13 protein-coding genes are annotated in these 13945 nt (G+C 66.2%); 3 read left to right on the top strand and 10 right to left on the bottom strand.

The window, feature by feature from the left end:
• From OZ10_RS15320 to OZ10_RS15340, 5 genes are all read right to left on the bottom strand, one after another.
• On the bottom strand, positions 1-1217 hold a 1217-nt coding region (locus OZ10_RS15320), incomplete at its 3' end, for a family 43 glycosylhydrolase (protein ID WP_039565753.1).
• Positions 1218-1415: 198 nt separating this feature from the next.
• Entirely contained in the window at positions 1416-2699 is a 1284-nt protein-coding gene (locus OZ10_RS15325) for a TRAP transporter large permease (protein ID WP_039407044.1), read from the bottom strand.
• A complete protein-coding gene (locus OZ10_RS15330) occupies positions 2699-3220 on the bottom strand; it encodes a TRAP transporter small permease (protein WP_039407042.1) in 522 nt (173 codons plus the stop codon). The genes OZ10_RS15325 and OZ10_RS15330 overlap by 1 nt, the downstream gene beginning before the upstream one ends.
• Before the next feature lie 10 nt (positions 3221-3230).
• Positions 3231-4229 carry a TRAP transporter substrate-binding protein gene (locus OZ10_RS15335; RefSeq protein WP_039407039.1) on the bottom strand — a complete coding sequence of 333 codons (999 nt, stop codon included), beginning with the start codon at positions 4227-4229 and terminating at the stop codon, positions 3231-3233.
• Between the two features lie 38 nt (positions 4230-4267).
• Positions 4268-5089, bottom strand: coding sequence for a 2-keto-4-pentenoate hydratase (locus OZ10_RS15340; protein ID WP_039407037.1), 822 nt, complete (start codon positions 5087-5089; stop codon positions 4268-4270).
• Positions 5090-5227: 138 nt separating this feature from the next.
• Between OZ10_RS15340 and OZ10_RS15345 the strand changes: the two genes are divergently transcribed.
• From OZ10_RS15345 to OZ10_RS15355, 3 genes are all read left to right on the top strand, one after another.
• Positions 5228-6292 (top strand): alpha/beta hydrolase, encoded by a 1065-nt coding sequence (locus OZ10_RS15345; RefSeq protein ID WP_039407035.1) that lies wholly within the window; start codon positions 5228-5230, stop codon positions 6290-6292.
• The gene (locus OZ10_RS15350; RefSeq protein ID WP_039407031.1) at positions 6289-7911 is read left to right on the top strand and encodes a carboxylesterase/lipase family protein; all 1623 of its coding nucleotides are present in this window, start codon (positions 6289-6291) and stop codon (positions 7909-7911) included. Before OZ10_RS15345 ends, OZ10_RS15350 begins: the two co-directional genes overlap by 4 nt.
• 184 nt (positions 7912-8095) lie before the next feature.
• On the top strand, positions 8096-9085 hold the full coding sequence (locus OZ10_RS15355) for a rhamnogalacturonan acetylesterase (protein WP_039565746.1): 990 nt from the start codon (positions 8096-8098) through the stop codon (positions 9083-9085).
• 706 nt (positions 9086-9791) lie between these two features.
• Here OZ10_RS15355 and OZ10_RS15360 read toward each other — a convergent pair.
• The 5 genes from OZ10_RS15360 to OZ10_RS15380 all read right to left on the bottom strand — a co-directional run bounded on the left by OZ10_RS15360 (position 9792) and on the right by OZ10_RS15380 (position 13879).
• Entirely contained in the window at positions 9792-10940 is a 1149-nt protein-coding gene (locus OZ10_RS15360) for an aldo/keto reductase (protein ID WP_039565748.1), read from the bottom strand.
• 66 nt (positions 10941-11006) lie between these two features.
• On the bottom strand, positions 11007-11471 hold the full coding sequence (locus OZ10_RS15365) for a metallophosphoesterase family protein (RefSeq protein WP_039407023.1): 465 nt from the start codon (positions 11469-11471) through the stop codon (positions 11007-11009).
• A gap of 296 nt (positions 11472-11767) precedes the next feature.
• Positions 11768-13321, bottom strand: a complete 1554-nt coding sequence (locus OZ10_RS15370; RefSeq protein ID WP_039565749.1) for a PepSY-associated TM helix domain-containing protein — start codon at positions 13319-13321, stop codon at positions 11768-11770.
• Positions 13318-13590, bottom strand: coding sequence for a hypothetical protein (locus OZ10_RS15375; protein ID WP_039407017.1), 273 nt, complete (start codon positions 13588-13590; stop codon positions 13318-13320). Before OZ10_RS15375 ends, OZ10_RS15370 begins: the two co-directional genes overlap by 4 nt.
• Positions 13580-13879, bottom strand: coding sequence for a hypothetical protein (locus OZ10_RS15380; protein WP_039407014.1), 300 nt, complete (start codon positions 13877-13879; stop codon positions 13580-13582). The genes OZ10_RS15375 and OZ10_RS15380 overlap by 11 nt, the downstream gene beginning before the upstream one ends.
• Positions 13880-13945: the final 66 nt, after the last annotated feature.

Raw genomic sequence — 13945 nt, forward strand, 5'->3', positions numbered from 1 at the left:
ACCTCGAACTGGTAGGCCGGGTCGGTGGCGATCACCGTCAGCGGCGAGGCATTGCGCGGGGCGGTGCCCTTGCCCTGCAGGCGCAACACGCCATCACCCACCTGCAGGCGCTTGGCCTCGTCGGCGGCCGGATTGAAGAACGCCCACTGCGGGCCCAGCGTGCTGGCACGGAAGTCGTCCGACAATGCCAGCCCGTGTTGCAGCGCCTGGCCACTGGGTTTTTTCAGCGGCGTGCCCAGGTCGCCGCCCTTGGCGACGAACCAGCCATCCGGAGTCCATTCGATCGGGTCCAGCAGCGCCTGCCGGCCCAGCGTCCAGAAGCCGTGTTCATAGCCGTGGTAGAGCATCCACCAGCGCTTGTCGGTGCCTTCCACCAGGGTGGCGTGGCCGCGCGACCACCATGGCTCGTCGGCGCTCTTGGTGCGGGTGATGGGGTTGTTGGGGGCGTTCTGCCACGGCCCATGGATGGAGCGCGAGCGCGCAGTGATCACCATGTGCCCGGTCGGCGGGCCGGCGGTGCCACCCACCGCGGTGGTCATGTAGTACCAGCCGTTGTGGCGGGTGATCTTGGGGCCTTCCTGCGCGTAGCCTTCCACGTCCCAGCTTTCCGGGTATTTCCAGCCGTCGTAGACGTGCTTGGGCGTGCCGACCACTTTCAGGCCGTCGTCGGAGAGTTGCACGTAATCGCCGCCGCTCAGGAACAGATAACGCTTGCCGTCTTCGCCCACCGCATGGCCGGGGTCGATGTACTTGCCCAGGCCGATATCGATCGGCGCGCTCCACGGGCCCTTGATGTCATCGGCCCACACCACGAAGTTGCTGCGCTCGCCCTGGTCGCCGCGACGGGCCGGAAAATAGATGTAATAGCGCTTGCCGTGCTTGATCAGGTCCGGTGCCCAGATCGCGCCGACGTTCTGGGTGATGGCATGGCCCAGCGGCTGCCAGTTGACCAGATCGCGCGAATGCCAGATCGGCAGGCCCGGGTAGGCATCGAACGAGGACAGCGTGAGGTAGTAGTCCTCGCCATCCTTGAGCACGGACGGGTCGGGATGGTCGCCGGCCAGCACTGGGTTGAGGAAGGTGCCGTTGCCCTGGTCGGCAATGCGCTGATGCTCGATGCCGCGCTTCCAGTCGGCCGCGGCGCTTAGCCCGGTACACAGCAACAGTCCGCCGGCCAGCAGCCAACGCAGACGGGGTGAGGTGATACGCATACGCATGCTTTCTCCTGGTCCCCGCGGTGCGGGGCGATGCGGTCGCCGGCAGGCAATGCCACCGGTTAACCGGATGAGGCGGGAACCCTCCCGCCAGCAGCGATGCCCAACCCACGCAAGGCATCGCGCGTGCTTGGCAGACGGGAGATACGGCGCTGTTGCCGTACCGATCCGTGCCTGCCAGGCACGCCGTCGCTCAGCTCCTCATGCGCGCAAGGCGCGTGGCAACCACAGCGACAATTCGGGGAAAAACGCCACGATCAACAGCACGCACAGCGCTGCCAGCCAGAACGGCCAGATGGTGCGCATGCTTTGGGCGATGGTGATCTGGCCGATGGAGGTGCCGATGAACAGCACCGAGCCGATCGGCGGGGTGATCAGGCCGATGCCGCCGGCCAGCACCATCACCAGACCGAAGTGGATCGGGTCGATGCCATAGGCCTTGACCACCGGCAGGAAGATCGGCGTGCAGATCAGGATCTTCGGTGCCAGGTCCATGAACATGCCCAGCAACAGCAGCATCACCACGATCATCAACAGCACCATGTTCTTGCTGTCGGCGATGGCCTGCAGGAACTTCACCGCAGCAGCAGGTACCTGCAGATAGGCCAGCAACCAACCGAATACGGCCGCAGTGGCGATCACGAACAGGATCACGCCGGTGGTGCGCGCGGCATGCGTGACGGCCGCGAAGAACTCGGCCCAACGTAGCTGGCGATACAGCAGCGCAGTGACGATCAGCGCGTACACCACCGCAATCGCCGCACTCTCCACCGCGGTAAAGATGCCGGCACGGATACCGATGAAGATCAGCGCCACCAGGCCCAGGCCCGGCAATGCACCGATCAGGCGCAATGCCACCGCACGCCAGCCCGGGAACGGCTCGGTGCCGTAGCCGCGATGGCGCGCCACCGCATAGCCGGTGACCATCATCGCCGCGGTCATCAACAGCGCGGGCACGATGCCGGCCGCGAACAGATCGGCAATCGACAGGCCGCCGCCGGCCGCGGCCGAAAACAGGATCAGGTTATGCGACGGCGGCACCAGCAACGCCACCAGTGCGGCGGTCATGCTTACATTCACCGCGTAATCGCGGTCGTAACCGCGCTTGATCATCTGCGGAATCATGGTGCCGCCAACGGCCGACACGTCGGCGATGGCAGAACCGGACACGCCGCCGAAGAACAGCGACGACAGCACGCTCACTTGGCCCAGGCCGCCACGCACGCGCCCCACCAGCGAAGACGCCAGCGCAATCAAGCGTTCGGAAATGCCACCACGCAACATCAACTCGCCAGCGAAGATAAACAGCGGAATCGCAATCAACGACGCCGAGCCGCTACCGGCGGAAATCTGCTGCACCAGCACCACCGTGGGCAGGTCCAGATATAGCAGCGTGGCCAATGCGGCCGCACCCAGTGCATACGCCACCGGCACGCCGATCAGCAGCAGCACCACAAAGGTTCCCAACAACATGGCGATGCCCATCAGCGCACTCCTCCGGCTTGGATCGGGCGCAGCACACGCCACAACTTGTACAAGGCAAACAGCACCATCAGCGCACCGCCGATCGACAGCGGCAGGTAGTTGATGCTCTGCGGCATCTGCGCGCCGGCCATCTTGATGTCCAGGCCATCGACCAGCAGCGCCGCGCTCCACCACGCCAGCACCGCACCAATGGCGAGAATCATCAGCGGGCGAATCACTTCGAAGATTCTGCGCACCAGCGGCGGCACGTGTTCGCCCAGCAGATAAAAGCCAAAGTGGCGATTGGTGTGCACGCCGGCGGCAGCGCCCAGGCTCAGTGCGGTGCTCAGCAGCAGCAGCGTCACCGGTTCGGTCCAGCTGGGCGAGTCATTGAGCACGTAGCGGGTGAATACCTGCCAGCCCTGCACGACCACTAGGCCCAGCAATGCCAGCGACGCCACGCCAACGGCAATATCGGAAACGCGGTCCAGCGCGCGCTGCAACGGCGCGACCGGGACGGCAACAGTCTCGGGTTCGGTCATCGGGACACCTCTATGCAAAATCGCGAATGCGGCGGTACAGCGCTTCGATCTCCGGCTGCTTGCGATATTCGGCCAGCAGCGGCGCGGCAGCGGCGCGGAACGCCGGCATGTCGACCTGGTTGAGCTTCACGCCGTAATCGATCACCTGCTTGCGCGCCACCGTTTCCGACGCATCCCACAAGTTGCGCATCACCGGCACCGAGGCGCGCGCCAGTTCCACCACCAGACCGCGGTCGGCCGGGCTCAGCGATTCGAAGCTGGCGCGCGACATCACCAGGATGTCCGGCGCGTAGGAATGCTCGCTCTGCGACCAGTAATGCGCGGCTTCGAAATGCCGGCTGGACTGGAAACTGCGCATGTTGTTTTCCGCACCGTCGATCATGTGCGTTTCCATCGCCGAAAACGTCTCGCCCAGCGACATCGGCGTGGGGTTGGCGCCCAGCATGCGCATCAGCTTGAGGAAGATGTCCGACGAGGCCACGCGCAACTTCAGGCCCTTGAGATCTTCCGGGCGGTGCAGCGGGTGCTTGGTGTTGTAGAAGCAACGCGCGCCCGAATCGTAGATGGCAAGACCCACCAGATCGCGCTGCTCGAAGCTGCGCAACACGCTGTCGCCCACATGGCCGTCGATGGCGCGGCGCAGATGCGGCACGGAGTCGAATACGTACGGCAGGCACAGCGCCTGGGTGAGCGGAAAGGTGTTGTTCAACGCGCCCGAATACACCCGGGTGATGTCGATGGCGCCGAAGCGCGCCATGTCGATCGCCTCGGACTCGCGGCCCAGCTGGCCGGAGTGGTACTGGCGCAGCTTGAGCCGGCCATTGGTGCGTGCCTCGAGCTGCTTGCCGAACCAGCGTACCGCTTCCACGGTGGGGTAGTCGCCCACGTGTACATCGGTGGCGGTGAGCAACTGCCCGCCAGGAATCGGCGTGGTGGCGCCGGCGCCCAGCCACGGGGCAGCGGCGGCGGCGCCGAGCCCGGCACCGAGGAAATGTCTGCGTGTGATCATTGGCGCCCTCCCAAGCGTCTGGTCACGGGGGCCCGCACCTAGTTGGCGGACACAGCCGTACAGGAAATGTCGCCGATGCCGGCGAAGCGAATCAGGGCATGCTGTCCCACTTCGATGTCGTGGATACCGGTGGCATTGCCAGTGGCAATGAGATCACCGCGCTTGAGCGGGCGCCCGCGCTGGGCCGAACGGCTGAGCGCAAATGCGTAGGCCGCACGCAACCCGCCGGGCAGCGTGGTGGCGCCGCCGGTGCCGACCACCTGGTCGTCGATCAGGGTTTCGGCAGTCAGCGCAGTCTCTTCGCGGTCCAGCCAATCGGTCACTTCCGGCCCCAGGATCAGGCCGTTGTTGTTGCCGAAGTCGGAGATCACCACCCGCGGGCCCAGCTTGTTGATGGTCGCCAGCGGGCTGCTGGCGATTTCCACGCCGATGAACAGCCGCGCCGGCAAGGCGGCGGCCTCGTCGGCGGTGTAATGCGTCTTGCCGCTGGGAGCATCGGCCTCCAGCCGCAGCACGTACTCGGCTTCCACCGCGCCGAAGCCGCCGACATAGATCGGGAACTCGGTTGTTCCACCGGTAGCATTCCAGAGCTTCTGAGAGAAGATCGGGCCCAGCAGCCGTTCGTCGCCGGAGGCATCGCGGCGCTCGGCGGCGATGTAGCCCACCTTCCAGCCCACCACCTGGTCGTGCCACTGGCTGATGGCGATGTCCTGCACCTGGTATGCGGTGACCAGATCGTCCGGGATTTGCCCAGGAAAGTCGGGCAGTGAAGCCCCGGCACGGCGAGCCTCCACAAAGCGTTGGGCGATGTCGGACAACGCGGATGTGGACGTTGGCGGGGTGGCGGCGTCGTTGCTCAAGGGTGTCTCCCTGATAGGTGTTTTGTTGCACTGCCAATCGACAGCGGCACGGTGTGCTGTATATGGTAAACCGGTGTCATTGGCAATGTGCAGTGCGACATTGTGACCGCGATAACGAACCGTCCCTGGGAGAGGTGGATGCAACAGACACGTCGCAAACGTAGGGGCAGCGGGCTTTTGCACGCGTTGCGCCAAACAGTGACGGTGGCCCTGGGCGCGCTCGCCCTGGTTGCCACCCCGGCATGGTCGGCGGAGGCGGCCAGCGCCGACACCGCGGCCGAACAGGCCAGCCGCATCGGCCTGTGGCCGCGCGCACTGGCACCGGGAGACACCGCGTTGCCGCAGCGCATCGTCGACCGCAGCAGCGATGCCGCCCGGCCCGACCGCTACATCCAGAACATCAGCGACCCATACCTGGTGGTCTACCGGCCCAAGCGGCCCAACGGCACCGCGCTACTGGTCACCCCCGGCGGCGGCTATCAACGCATCGTGCTGGACAACGAAGGCAGCGCGCTGGTGCCCAGCTTCGTCGACCAGGCCGGCATCACCTTGTTCGTGCTGCGCTACCGCTTGCCGGGCGAAGGCCACCCCAACGGCGCCGATGTGCCACTGGCCGACGCCCAGCGCGCGCTGCGGCTGATCCGCGCCAATGCAACGCGCTACGGCATCGACGCGCAGCGCGTGGGAGTGATGGGCTTTTCGGCCGGCGGCCACGTTGCGGCCAGTCTTGGCACGCGCTACGCCGCGCAGGTGTATCCAACGATTGACGCCGCCGATGCGCTGAGCGCGCGGCCGGATTTCCAGCTGCTGGTCTACCCGGTCATCGACATGGACAGCGCCAACGCGCACATGGGCTCGCGCGAACGCCTGCTCGGCAAGGCCCCCAGCCAGGCGCAGGTGCGCGCCTACTCGCCGCAGTGGCAGGTGGATGCCCACACGCCACCGACCTTTCTGCTGCATGCGCAGGACGACACCGTGGTGCCGGTGCGCAACAGCCTGTTGATGCACGACGCACTGCTGCGCGCCGGCGTGCCGAGCGAGCTGCATGTCTTCCCGCAGGGCGGCCATGGCTTCGGCACCGGCCGTACCAGCGGGCTGACGCTGGCGGCGTGGCCGCAACTGGCGCAGGCCTGGATTGCGTTCGTCACCAAGCCATCGGTGTCACCGGCACCGGCAGCAACAATGCAGGGGGCGGGGCGATGAGCGCCCCGCACGCGCCCGACCCGCGCCGTCGCACGCTGCTGCGGAGCGGCCTGTTTGCGGGCGCCGCTGCCGCATTGCCTGGACTTGCGACAGCTGCGGCAGCGCCGCCGCCTCGCGATGACAGCGCGCCGGTGGCACGGCTGCGCGGCGGCGCCGTCCGCGGCCTGCGCGATGCAGGCATCTGCGTGTTCAAGGGCATCGCGTATGGCAGCGATACCGGCGCGCGGCGCTTCCAGGCGCCCATGCCGGAAACGCCCTGGCAAGGCGTGCGCGATGCCACCGGCTTCGGCGCTGCGGCCCCACAACCCAAGGCCAGCGAGCCCACCAGCGAGGACTGCCTGTTCCTCAACGTGTGGACGCCCGGCCTGCGCGATGGCGGCAAGCGGCCGGTGCTGGTCTATCTCCACGGCGGCGGCTACACCACCGGCTCCGGCAGCGACCCGCTGTACGACGGCGTGCGCCTGTGCACGCGCGGCGATGTGGTGGTGGTCACGGTCAATCACCGGCTCAACCTGTTCGGCTACCTGTCGCTGGCGCAGCTGGGCGATGCGAGCTTCGCCGATTCGGGCAATGCCGGGCAGCTGGACCTGATCCAGGCCCTGCACTGGGTGCGCCAACATGCGGCGGAATTCGGTGGCGATGCCGGCAATGTCACCGTGTTCGGCCAGTCCGGTGGCGGCGCCAAGATCGCCACGCTGATGGCGATGCCCGCCGCACGTGGGCTGTTCCACCGTGCCTGGACCATGAGCGGGCAGCAGGTCACCGTGGCCGGCCCGCGCGCGGCCACCCAGCGCGCGCAGCTGCTGCTGGATGCATTGAAGATTGCGCCAGGCGATCTGGCGCGGCTGCGCACTGTGCCGGTGGCGGACCTGCTGGCCGCCGCACAGGTGCGCGACCCGTCGCGGGTGGAAAACAGCGCGCTGTATTTCGGCCCGGTCCTGGATGCGCGCAACATGCCGGTGCATCCGTTCTGGCCCACCGCACCAGTGCAATCGGCCGGCATTCCAATGGTGATCGGCAACACCCGCGACGAGACACGCGCATTTCTCGGCAACGACGCAAAAAACTTTGCGCTGAGCTGGGATGAGTTGCCGGCCAAGCTGGAAGCGCAGCAGTACGTGGACCTGTTGCCGCAGGTGGTGATTGCCGAATACCGGCGGCTGTATCCGCAGTACTCGCCTTCGCAGGTGTTCTTTGCCGCCACCACTGCCGGCCGCTCGTGGCGCGGTGCGGTCGAAGAAGCCGAAGCGCGTGCGCGTCAGGGCGCCCCCACCTGGGTCTATCAACTGGATTGGGGCTCGCCGCTGGAAGGTGGCAAGTTCGGCGCCTTCCACACGCTGGATATTCCGCTGGTGTTCGACACCATACGCCAGCCCGGCTCGCGCACCGGCAACAGCATTGATGCGCAACGCATGGCCGATCAGATGAGCGATGCGCTGATCGCATTCGCGCGGCATGGCGACCCGAACCACCGCGGCGCACCGCACTGGAAGCCGTATTCGCTGCAACGGCGCGAGACGCTGCTGTTCGACGTGCCGAGCCGGCTGGCCAACGACCCGCGCGGCGGCGAACGACGGCTGTACCAACAGGCTCCCTTCATCCAGCGCGGTACGTTCTGACCATTTCTGTCTTGGAACAACAATGGACGTGCCCGATGGTCGTCACTCGCATGAAAGTGTTCTGCGCGGAAACAAAAGGAGCCTCTGATACATGCCAGTTCAGGCACCGGCCGCGCCCTGGCTGCGCTGCGCAGCCGCGTTTATTCGATTCTGCAGCAGTGTTGATTCAATCTTGAGGTGATGCATGCGTCATGAGTCTGTTGCTTTATCACTGCTGCTGGCTGCACTGGCAGCTGCCTGCCTTCCGTTCGCCGATGCCGCCGCTGCGGCGTTGGTCGACACGCCGCTGGCGTCTGCGGCATCCACCACCGATCCCTCAAACAACAACGCACCTGCCGCGACAGCGTCGTTTGCCGCCGGCAAGATCGTGCTGGTGGGCGATTCCACCACCGCCGTGCAGGGTGGTTGGGGGCCGAGTTTCTGCGCGCAGCATGTGACCTCGTTTCTGAGCTGCCTCAATCTGGCGCGCGGCGGCCGCAGTACCTCCAACTATCGTGCGGAAGGGTCGTGGGACATTGCGCTCAAGGAGTTGCGCAGCGGTGGCTACCGGCAGGTGGTGGTGCTGATCCAGTTTGGTCATAACGACCAGCCCGGCAAGCCGGGGCGCTCCACCGACCTGGCGACAGAATTCCCGGCCAACCTGCGCCACTATGTGGCCGAGGCGCGTGGCGCAGGCGCAGTTCCGGTGCTGGTGACGCCGTTGACGCGGCGGCAGTTCGCGCGCGGCCAACTGCTGGACGACCTGGCGCCATGGGCGCAGGCCACACGTGCGGTTGCGCGCGAGTTGCAGGTGCCGGTGGTCGACCTGCACGCGCGCAGCCGCGCATTGGTGCAGGGCATGGGTCCGGTGCTGGCAATGCGGCTTGCGCAGCGGCCGGCCGACCCGCAGCAAGTGATCGCTGCGCAATCGGGCACTACCGTCGGCAAGACACCGGCACAGACGCTGCCGTCATCGTCATCGTCATCGTCGAAAGTGCTTGAAGGCGCCAGCGTGACTGCGGCCAGCGCGACTGCCACTGCGCAGGACAATGCCAGTGCGGAACCGATGGGCCAGGCAAAACTTACGTTCGACTACACGCATCTTGGCCCCGAGGGCGCAGATGTCTTTGCGGCGATCGTCGCCGACGAATTGGCAAGGCAAGTGCCGGCCTTGCGGCCGCTGTTGATTCCGTGATGCGTTGACGGCAACTGCGCTTGGCACGCTCGGGAGTTTGCCGCGCGCAACGGCGCTGAAGTCGTTCCCAGACGTGCAGCGCGGGGTTGGTGCAATCAACTGCTTATCGGGGACATGGTTGCTTGTTCCGTACCCTCACCCCAACCCCCGCTTCGCGCCCGGCCCGCGCTTGCGGCGTGGGCGCTCCAATGCACGCGCGCCACTGGCGCGCAAGCCGTGCCTTGCCGCCCCGCAGGGGGAGGGGCTTTAAAGCGACATCCTGCAGCGCTGGCCGCGCACCCGACGGTGCGTCCAACGGCGCGCAGTCCGCGGCGTTTCCTTCTCCCACTGGGACATTGTCCTCCTTTATGGGGGAGAAGGTGCCCCGAAGGGGCGGATGAGGGTACGGGCGAAGCCTAGTGTTCCCCACTGTGAGCCTACACGCACGCAAAACAGCAGCCACCGCAGTCATGGCTGCTACGCAATGCCATCGCAGCCATCACATCCGCCCTGCACCAAAGCCCTACACCACGACCAAGCGCGCCCCATCAATCAACCGCCACCTCAAGGAAGCACGTCTACAAAACATAGCGAGCATCGTCAGGTGAGCATGCGCCGTGTGGGAACTGCAGTGCTCGAGTGGCACATGCCGCATGAGCACCGAGCGCCGACCGCGCCGGCCCGGCGACTACGCTGATGTTTGGTTAGACGCTCCAAGCGCCATCCTTCAACGTGCAACAGGCACCGGCGCATCCGTCTCGATCACGTCTTCGCGCTTGAGTTCTTCCCACACCGCTGCAGGAATCGCCACCCGCATCGATGCCGCATTGGCGATTGCCTGCTCGGCCGTGCGCGCGCCAGGAATCACCGACGACACCACCTGCGGCGCCGCGGCGAATTGCAACGCCACGGTGCGCAGATCCACACCATGCCGCTCGCAAACGCCCAGCGCTTTCTGCCGCTTGGCCGGTGCCCATTCCGGCACCGTGCCGTCGTACAGATAACGCTCGCGGCCGGCCAGATACCCGGCCAGCAATGGCGCACCGACCACCACCGAGGCGCCGTGTTTGGCGATCTTCGGGAAGGTGTCGTGCAAGGCCTGCGCATGATCGAGCAGCGAGTACTGACAGGCCAGCAGGAAGATATCCGGGTCGGCCTCTTCGATTGCGCGCAACGCAGGCTCCGGGCAATTGACGCCGAACCCCCAGGCCTTGATCAGGCCCTCCTTGCGCATCCTAGTCAGCTCCGGCATCGCGCCCTTCACTGCTTCGGCGAAACGCTGCTCCCACGGCATGCCCAGGTCTTTTTCATTCTCCGGCGACAGGTCGTGGATATACGCGATGTCGATCTGCGACACGCCCAGACGCTGCAGGCTGTCTTCGATCGAACGCCGCACACCGGCAGCGCTGTAATCGTAGCGATAGTCGAATGGCGAGGGCTGCACCCACATCGTCTTGGGCGGTTTGTCGGTGGCCGTGAGCAGGCGCCCGACCTTGGTCGACACCACATAATCATCGGCCGCGTGATTGTGCAGATGATGGCCGGTGCGCCGCTCCGACAGGCCCAGCCCGTACCATGGCGAGGTATCGAAATAACGCACCCCCGACTCCCACACCGCGGCCAGCGTCTGCTCGCTTTGTGCGTCGCTGGTGGGCGCAAAGCCATTACCGATGGCCACGCCGCCAAAGCCCAGACGACTGCGCGGCCGGTAGCGTGCGCCCTTGAGGACGGGATTGGTCGGCAATGCGTTCGCTGCGGTTTTGCCACGCGTCGGCATCACACTGCCAGGCGCAGAAGCCTGTGCCAGCAGCGGTGCAGCGGCCAATGCCGCAGTGCCCGCAGCGGCAGCGGAAAGAAATTGGCGGCGTGTATTCATCGGGATTCCTTGCACAACGTGGCCCACGAGGATGGCCCCGCGCGTGTGCATGCCAGGTCAGCGAACTCAGCCCAGTGCCAGCTCATGCACCTGTGCGCATGGCGCGCCATCGCCCAGCCACAACGTGGCCACGCTGATCGGCAGACTGAAGCGACGTGGCCCGGCGCTGCCTGGATTGACGTACAACACGCCGTCGCGCGTCTGGATCGCCGGTTTGTGCGAATGCCCGCTGATGATGACGTCTGCTGCAACGCTCGGCGCCAGCGTTTTCAGATCGTGCAGCACATGGATGCGTACGCCAGCGATCAGCACATCCAACGTCTGCGGCAAGCCCACTGCCCAGGGCTTGTTGTCGATATTGCCGGCAATGACATGCAGCGGCGCCAGCGCCTGCAATGCGGCGACAATCTCCGGCTTGCCGACATCGCCGGCATGGATGATCGCATCGCTTCCCACGAGCGCGGCCACTGCTTCGGGTCGCAACAATCCATGGGTGTCGGAGATCAGGCCGATGCGTATGCGGGCGGGCATGGCGTCCTCTTGCGCAGACAGAAGCGGCACATGCTACGCACTGCAAGTGCGCCGGACGTGAGGCCAGCGCGTGCAGAGGTCGCACGCCGCAGCTCAACGCCGTGCAGGTACTACACGTTCACTGCTGCACGCCTGCGCCGGTAATCACCCGCGGCGTAGCGTGGCCAAAAGCGTAGCGAGCGGTCGTCAGATGGGTACGATCACTACGCTTGGGCCCCCGCGCACGCGTCGTACATGCCGCATCGGGCAGAGACCGCGCCCGCCTGGCGATGCGCGCAGTCATCTGTTCGCCGCTCCTAAGCAACCCCGCGCGCCGGCCATGCCCATACGCTATTGGGATCGCCCTGCATGCCACGGCGTTTGCTCGCAAGCGCCATGCGCCAATTGGCCCAGGCCATCAGCAGCGCAACCAGATCGACGCCGAGCACGGTCGCGCTCTGCCACGGCGCGGTCGCGCCGTGTGCGCCAATGCAGCTGGCCAGCGGAATCAGCGCCGTCAACGTAGCGCAGGCCAGCAAGACTTCATACGCACCGCGTGCGGTAGGGCGGACCAGGGCCCACAGCAGCGTTGCGGTGAATACTGCGTAATAGACATAGCGCTCCTGGCCCTGCGGCAGGTACCGCGCAGCGATAAACAGCGCCGAGATGCCGGCCACACTGCCCAGGCAGACACCGACGGTGAGCCGTGCCATCGCATGTGTGCGACGCGGCTGCGCAATGGCGCGGCGCTTGCGCCGTGTTTCGATCCACAACAGGTTGCCGCTGTAGAACAGGAACGCGCCGCCGAGGCCGAGCAGGAAGTACAGCCACTGCACCGCGGCATGCCCGAAGTTGGCGAAGTGCAGCGCCTGCAACCCGCGCAACGCGGCGGTGCCGGGCGACATCGTGGCCGGCTCCAGCACGCGCAACACCTGCCCGGTGCTGGCATCCAGTGCCACGCCGCCCAAGGTGTTGAGCCGGCGCTGGTCGTGATGGCCGTAGACCTCCACCCGCGCATGGGCATCGCCGGCATCGTGGTACGCCAGGCTTTCCGGCACGAAGCCGGGGCTGGCTGTCACCGCCTTGTCCAGCAGCACCGCCACCGGCAGCAATGGCGCTGCACGCTTGGCCGGCGCCACATGCGGTGCCAGTTCGAAATCCGGCTCCAGGATCTGCATCAGCTTGCCGTCGAACACCAGGAACTGGAATGGCGCCAGCAGCAGCACGCCCAGGCACAGCACCGCGCCGGACCAGGCAAAGATCACATGGAACGGCAACGACAGCATGCCCACCAGATTGTGCGCGTCCTGCCACAGCCGCTTGACGTTGGCGCCCACGCGCAGCGCGAACAGGTCCTTGAAGAACACCGGCGCGTACAGCACCACGCCGCTGACCAGCGCCAGCCCGTACATCACGCTCACCACCCCGAACAGATAGGTGCCGAGCACACGCGGCAGGCCGGCGGTGAAGTGCAGGTCGTAGAGAAAATCCGCAAAGCCCACGCGCTGCGGCAACTCCAGCAAGCCGCCATCGGGCCCCGCCTGATACTGGCGCATACCGCCGCTGGCATCGGCCTGCGCGCCATACCAATACAGCCGCGCAATCGGCCCGTGTTCGCCCGGCAACAGCAGCAAGAACGAATCGGCCACCTGCGGGTGCGTGGCGATGACCGTGTCCAGCAAGGACTGCGCCGCAGTCACCGGATCGGCAGGCGCCGTTTCGGTGACCGCTGGTGCACTCTGCCACTCACTGAGCTGATGCGTGAACACGGTGATGGCACCGGCATAGAAGGCAATGAACAAGGCCATGCCGGCCAGCAACCCCATCCAGCTGTGCACGGACAGGAATGCGCGCAAGGTCGATGCTTTCATGCGCTCAGCTCCGTCCAGCCCAGTGCCTTGATTGCGGCAAGTGCGAGGTAGCACAGCAGCGTCAGTCCGCCGAGCACGATCCAGGCATGCAATGCCCGCCGGAACACGAACGGCAACGCCATCGCGCCGATCCAGACCGGAAACATCAGCAGCAGCCACACCAGGGTGTAGCGCTGTTGCGGCCCCGGCAGCAGCAAGGCGCACAGGCCGACCACGCCCACCGCAAGCGGCAAGCCCAAGACCACCGCGCTCAGCCATTTAGCCCACATGGCGTGCCTGCCTGCGTTGTGCGCGCACTTGCCGCCCGACATCCAGCACCGGCAGCGCCACTGCCGCCAGCATCAGCGCCGTTACGGCAGCGAAGATGCCGGCCCACACGCCCAGCGCATGGATGGCGCAGGCCAGTGACAATGCCAGCAACACGCAGCCACCGACGCGCAACACGCGCACCGAGGGGCGTCGGTGCAGCAGCAGACGTTGATGCGTGGTTGCCAGATAAAACGCCAACGCCGAGGCGACAGCGGCAAGCAGATAGAGTGCCGTCATCAGGGCGCTCATGCGCCAGCCTGCATCGAGGTGGACGAAGGCAGGGCGCCACGCTGGGCACGATGCGCGCGGCGAGGT

Source organism: Xanthomonas cannabis pv. cannabis (genome assembly GCF_000802365.1).
Taxonomy (GTDB): Bacteria; Pseudomonadota; Gammaproteobacteria; order Xanthomonadales; family Xanthomonadaceae; genus Xanthomonas; species Xanthomonas cannabis.

Bases quoted from the DNA above. Each gene is read 5' to 3' on its own strand.
- OZ10_RS15325 (WP_039407044.1), bottom strand. From the start codon at position 2,699: ATGGGCATCGCCATGTTGTTGGGAACCTTTGTGGTGCTGCTGCTGATC.
- OZ10_RS15330 (WP_039407042.1), bottom strand. From the start codon at position 3,220: ATGACCGAACCCGAGACTGTTGCCGTCCCGGTCGCGCCGTTGCAGCGC.
- OZ10_RS15335 (WP_039407039.1), bottom strand. From the start codon at position 4,229: ATGATCACACGCAGACATTTCCTCGGTGCCGGGCTCGGCGCCGCCGCC.
- OZ10_RS15345 (WP_039407035.1), top strand. From the start codon at position 5,228: ATGCAACAGACACGTCGCAAACGTAGGGGCAGCGGGCTTTTGCACGCG.
- OZ10_RS15350 (WP_039407031.1), top strand. From the start codon at position 6,289: ATGAGCGCCCCGCACGCGCCCGACCCGCGCCGTCGCACGCTGCTGCGG.
- OZ10_RS15355 (WP_039565746.1), top strand. From the start codon at position 8,096: ATGCGTCATGAGTCTGTTGCTTTATCACTGCTGCTGGCTGCACTGGCA.
- OZ10_RS15360 (WP_039565748.1), bottom strand. From the start codon at position 10,940: ATGAATACACGCCGCCAATTTCTTTCCGCTGCCGCTGCGGGCACTGCG.
- OZ10_RS15365 (WP_039407023.1), bottom strand. From the start codon at position 11,471: ATGCCCGCCCGCATACGCATCGGCCTGATCTCCGACACCCATGGATTG.
- OZ10_RS15370 (WP_039565749.1), bottom strand. From the start codon at position 13,321: ATGAAAGCATCGACCTTGCGCGCATTCCTGTCCGTGCACAGCTGGATG.
- OZ10_RS15375 (WP_039407017.1), bottom strand. From the start codon at position 13,590: ATGTGGGCTAAATGGCTGAGCGCGGTGGTCTTGGGCTTGCCGCTTGCG.
- OZ10_RS15380 (WP_039407014.1), bottom strand. From the start codon at position 13,879: ATGAGCGCCCTGATGACGGCACTCTATCTGCTTGCCGCTGTCGCCTCG.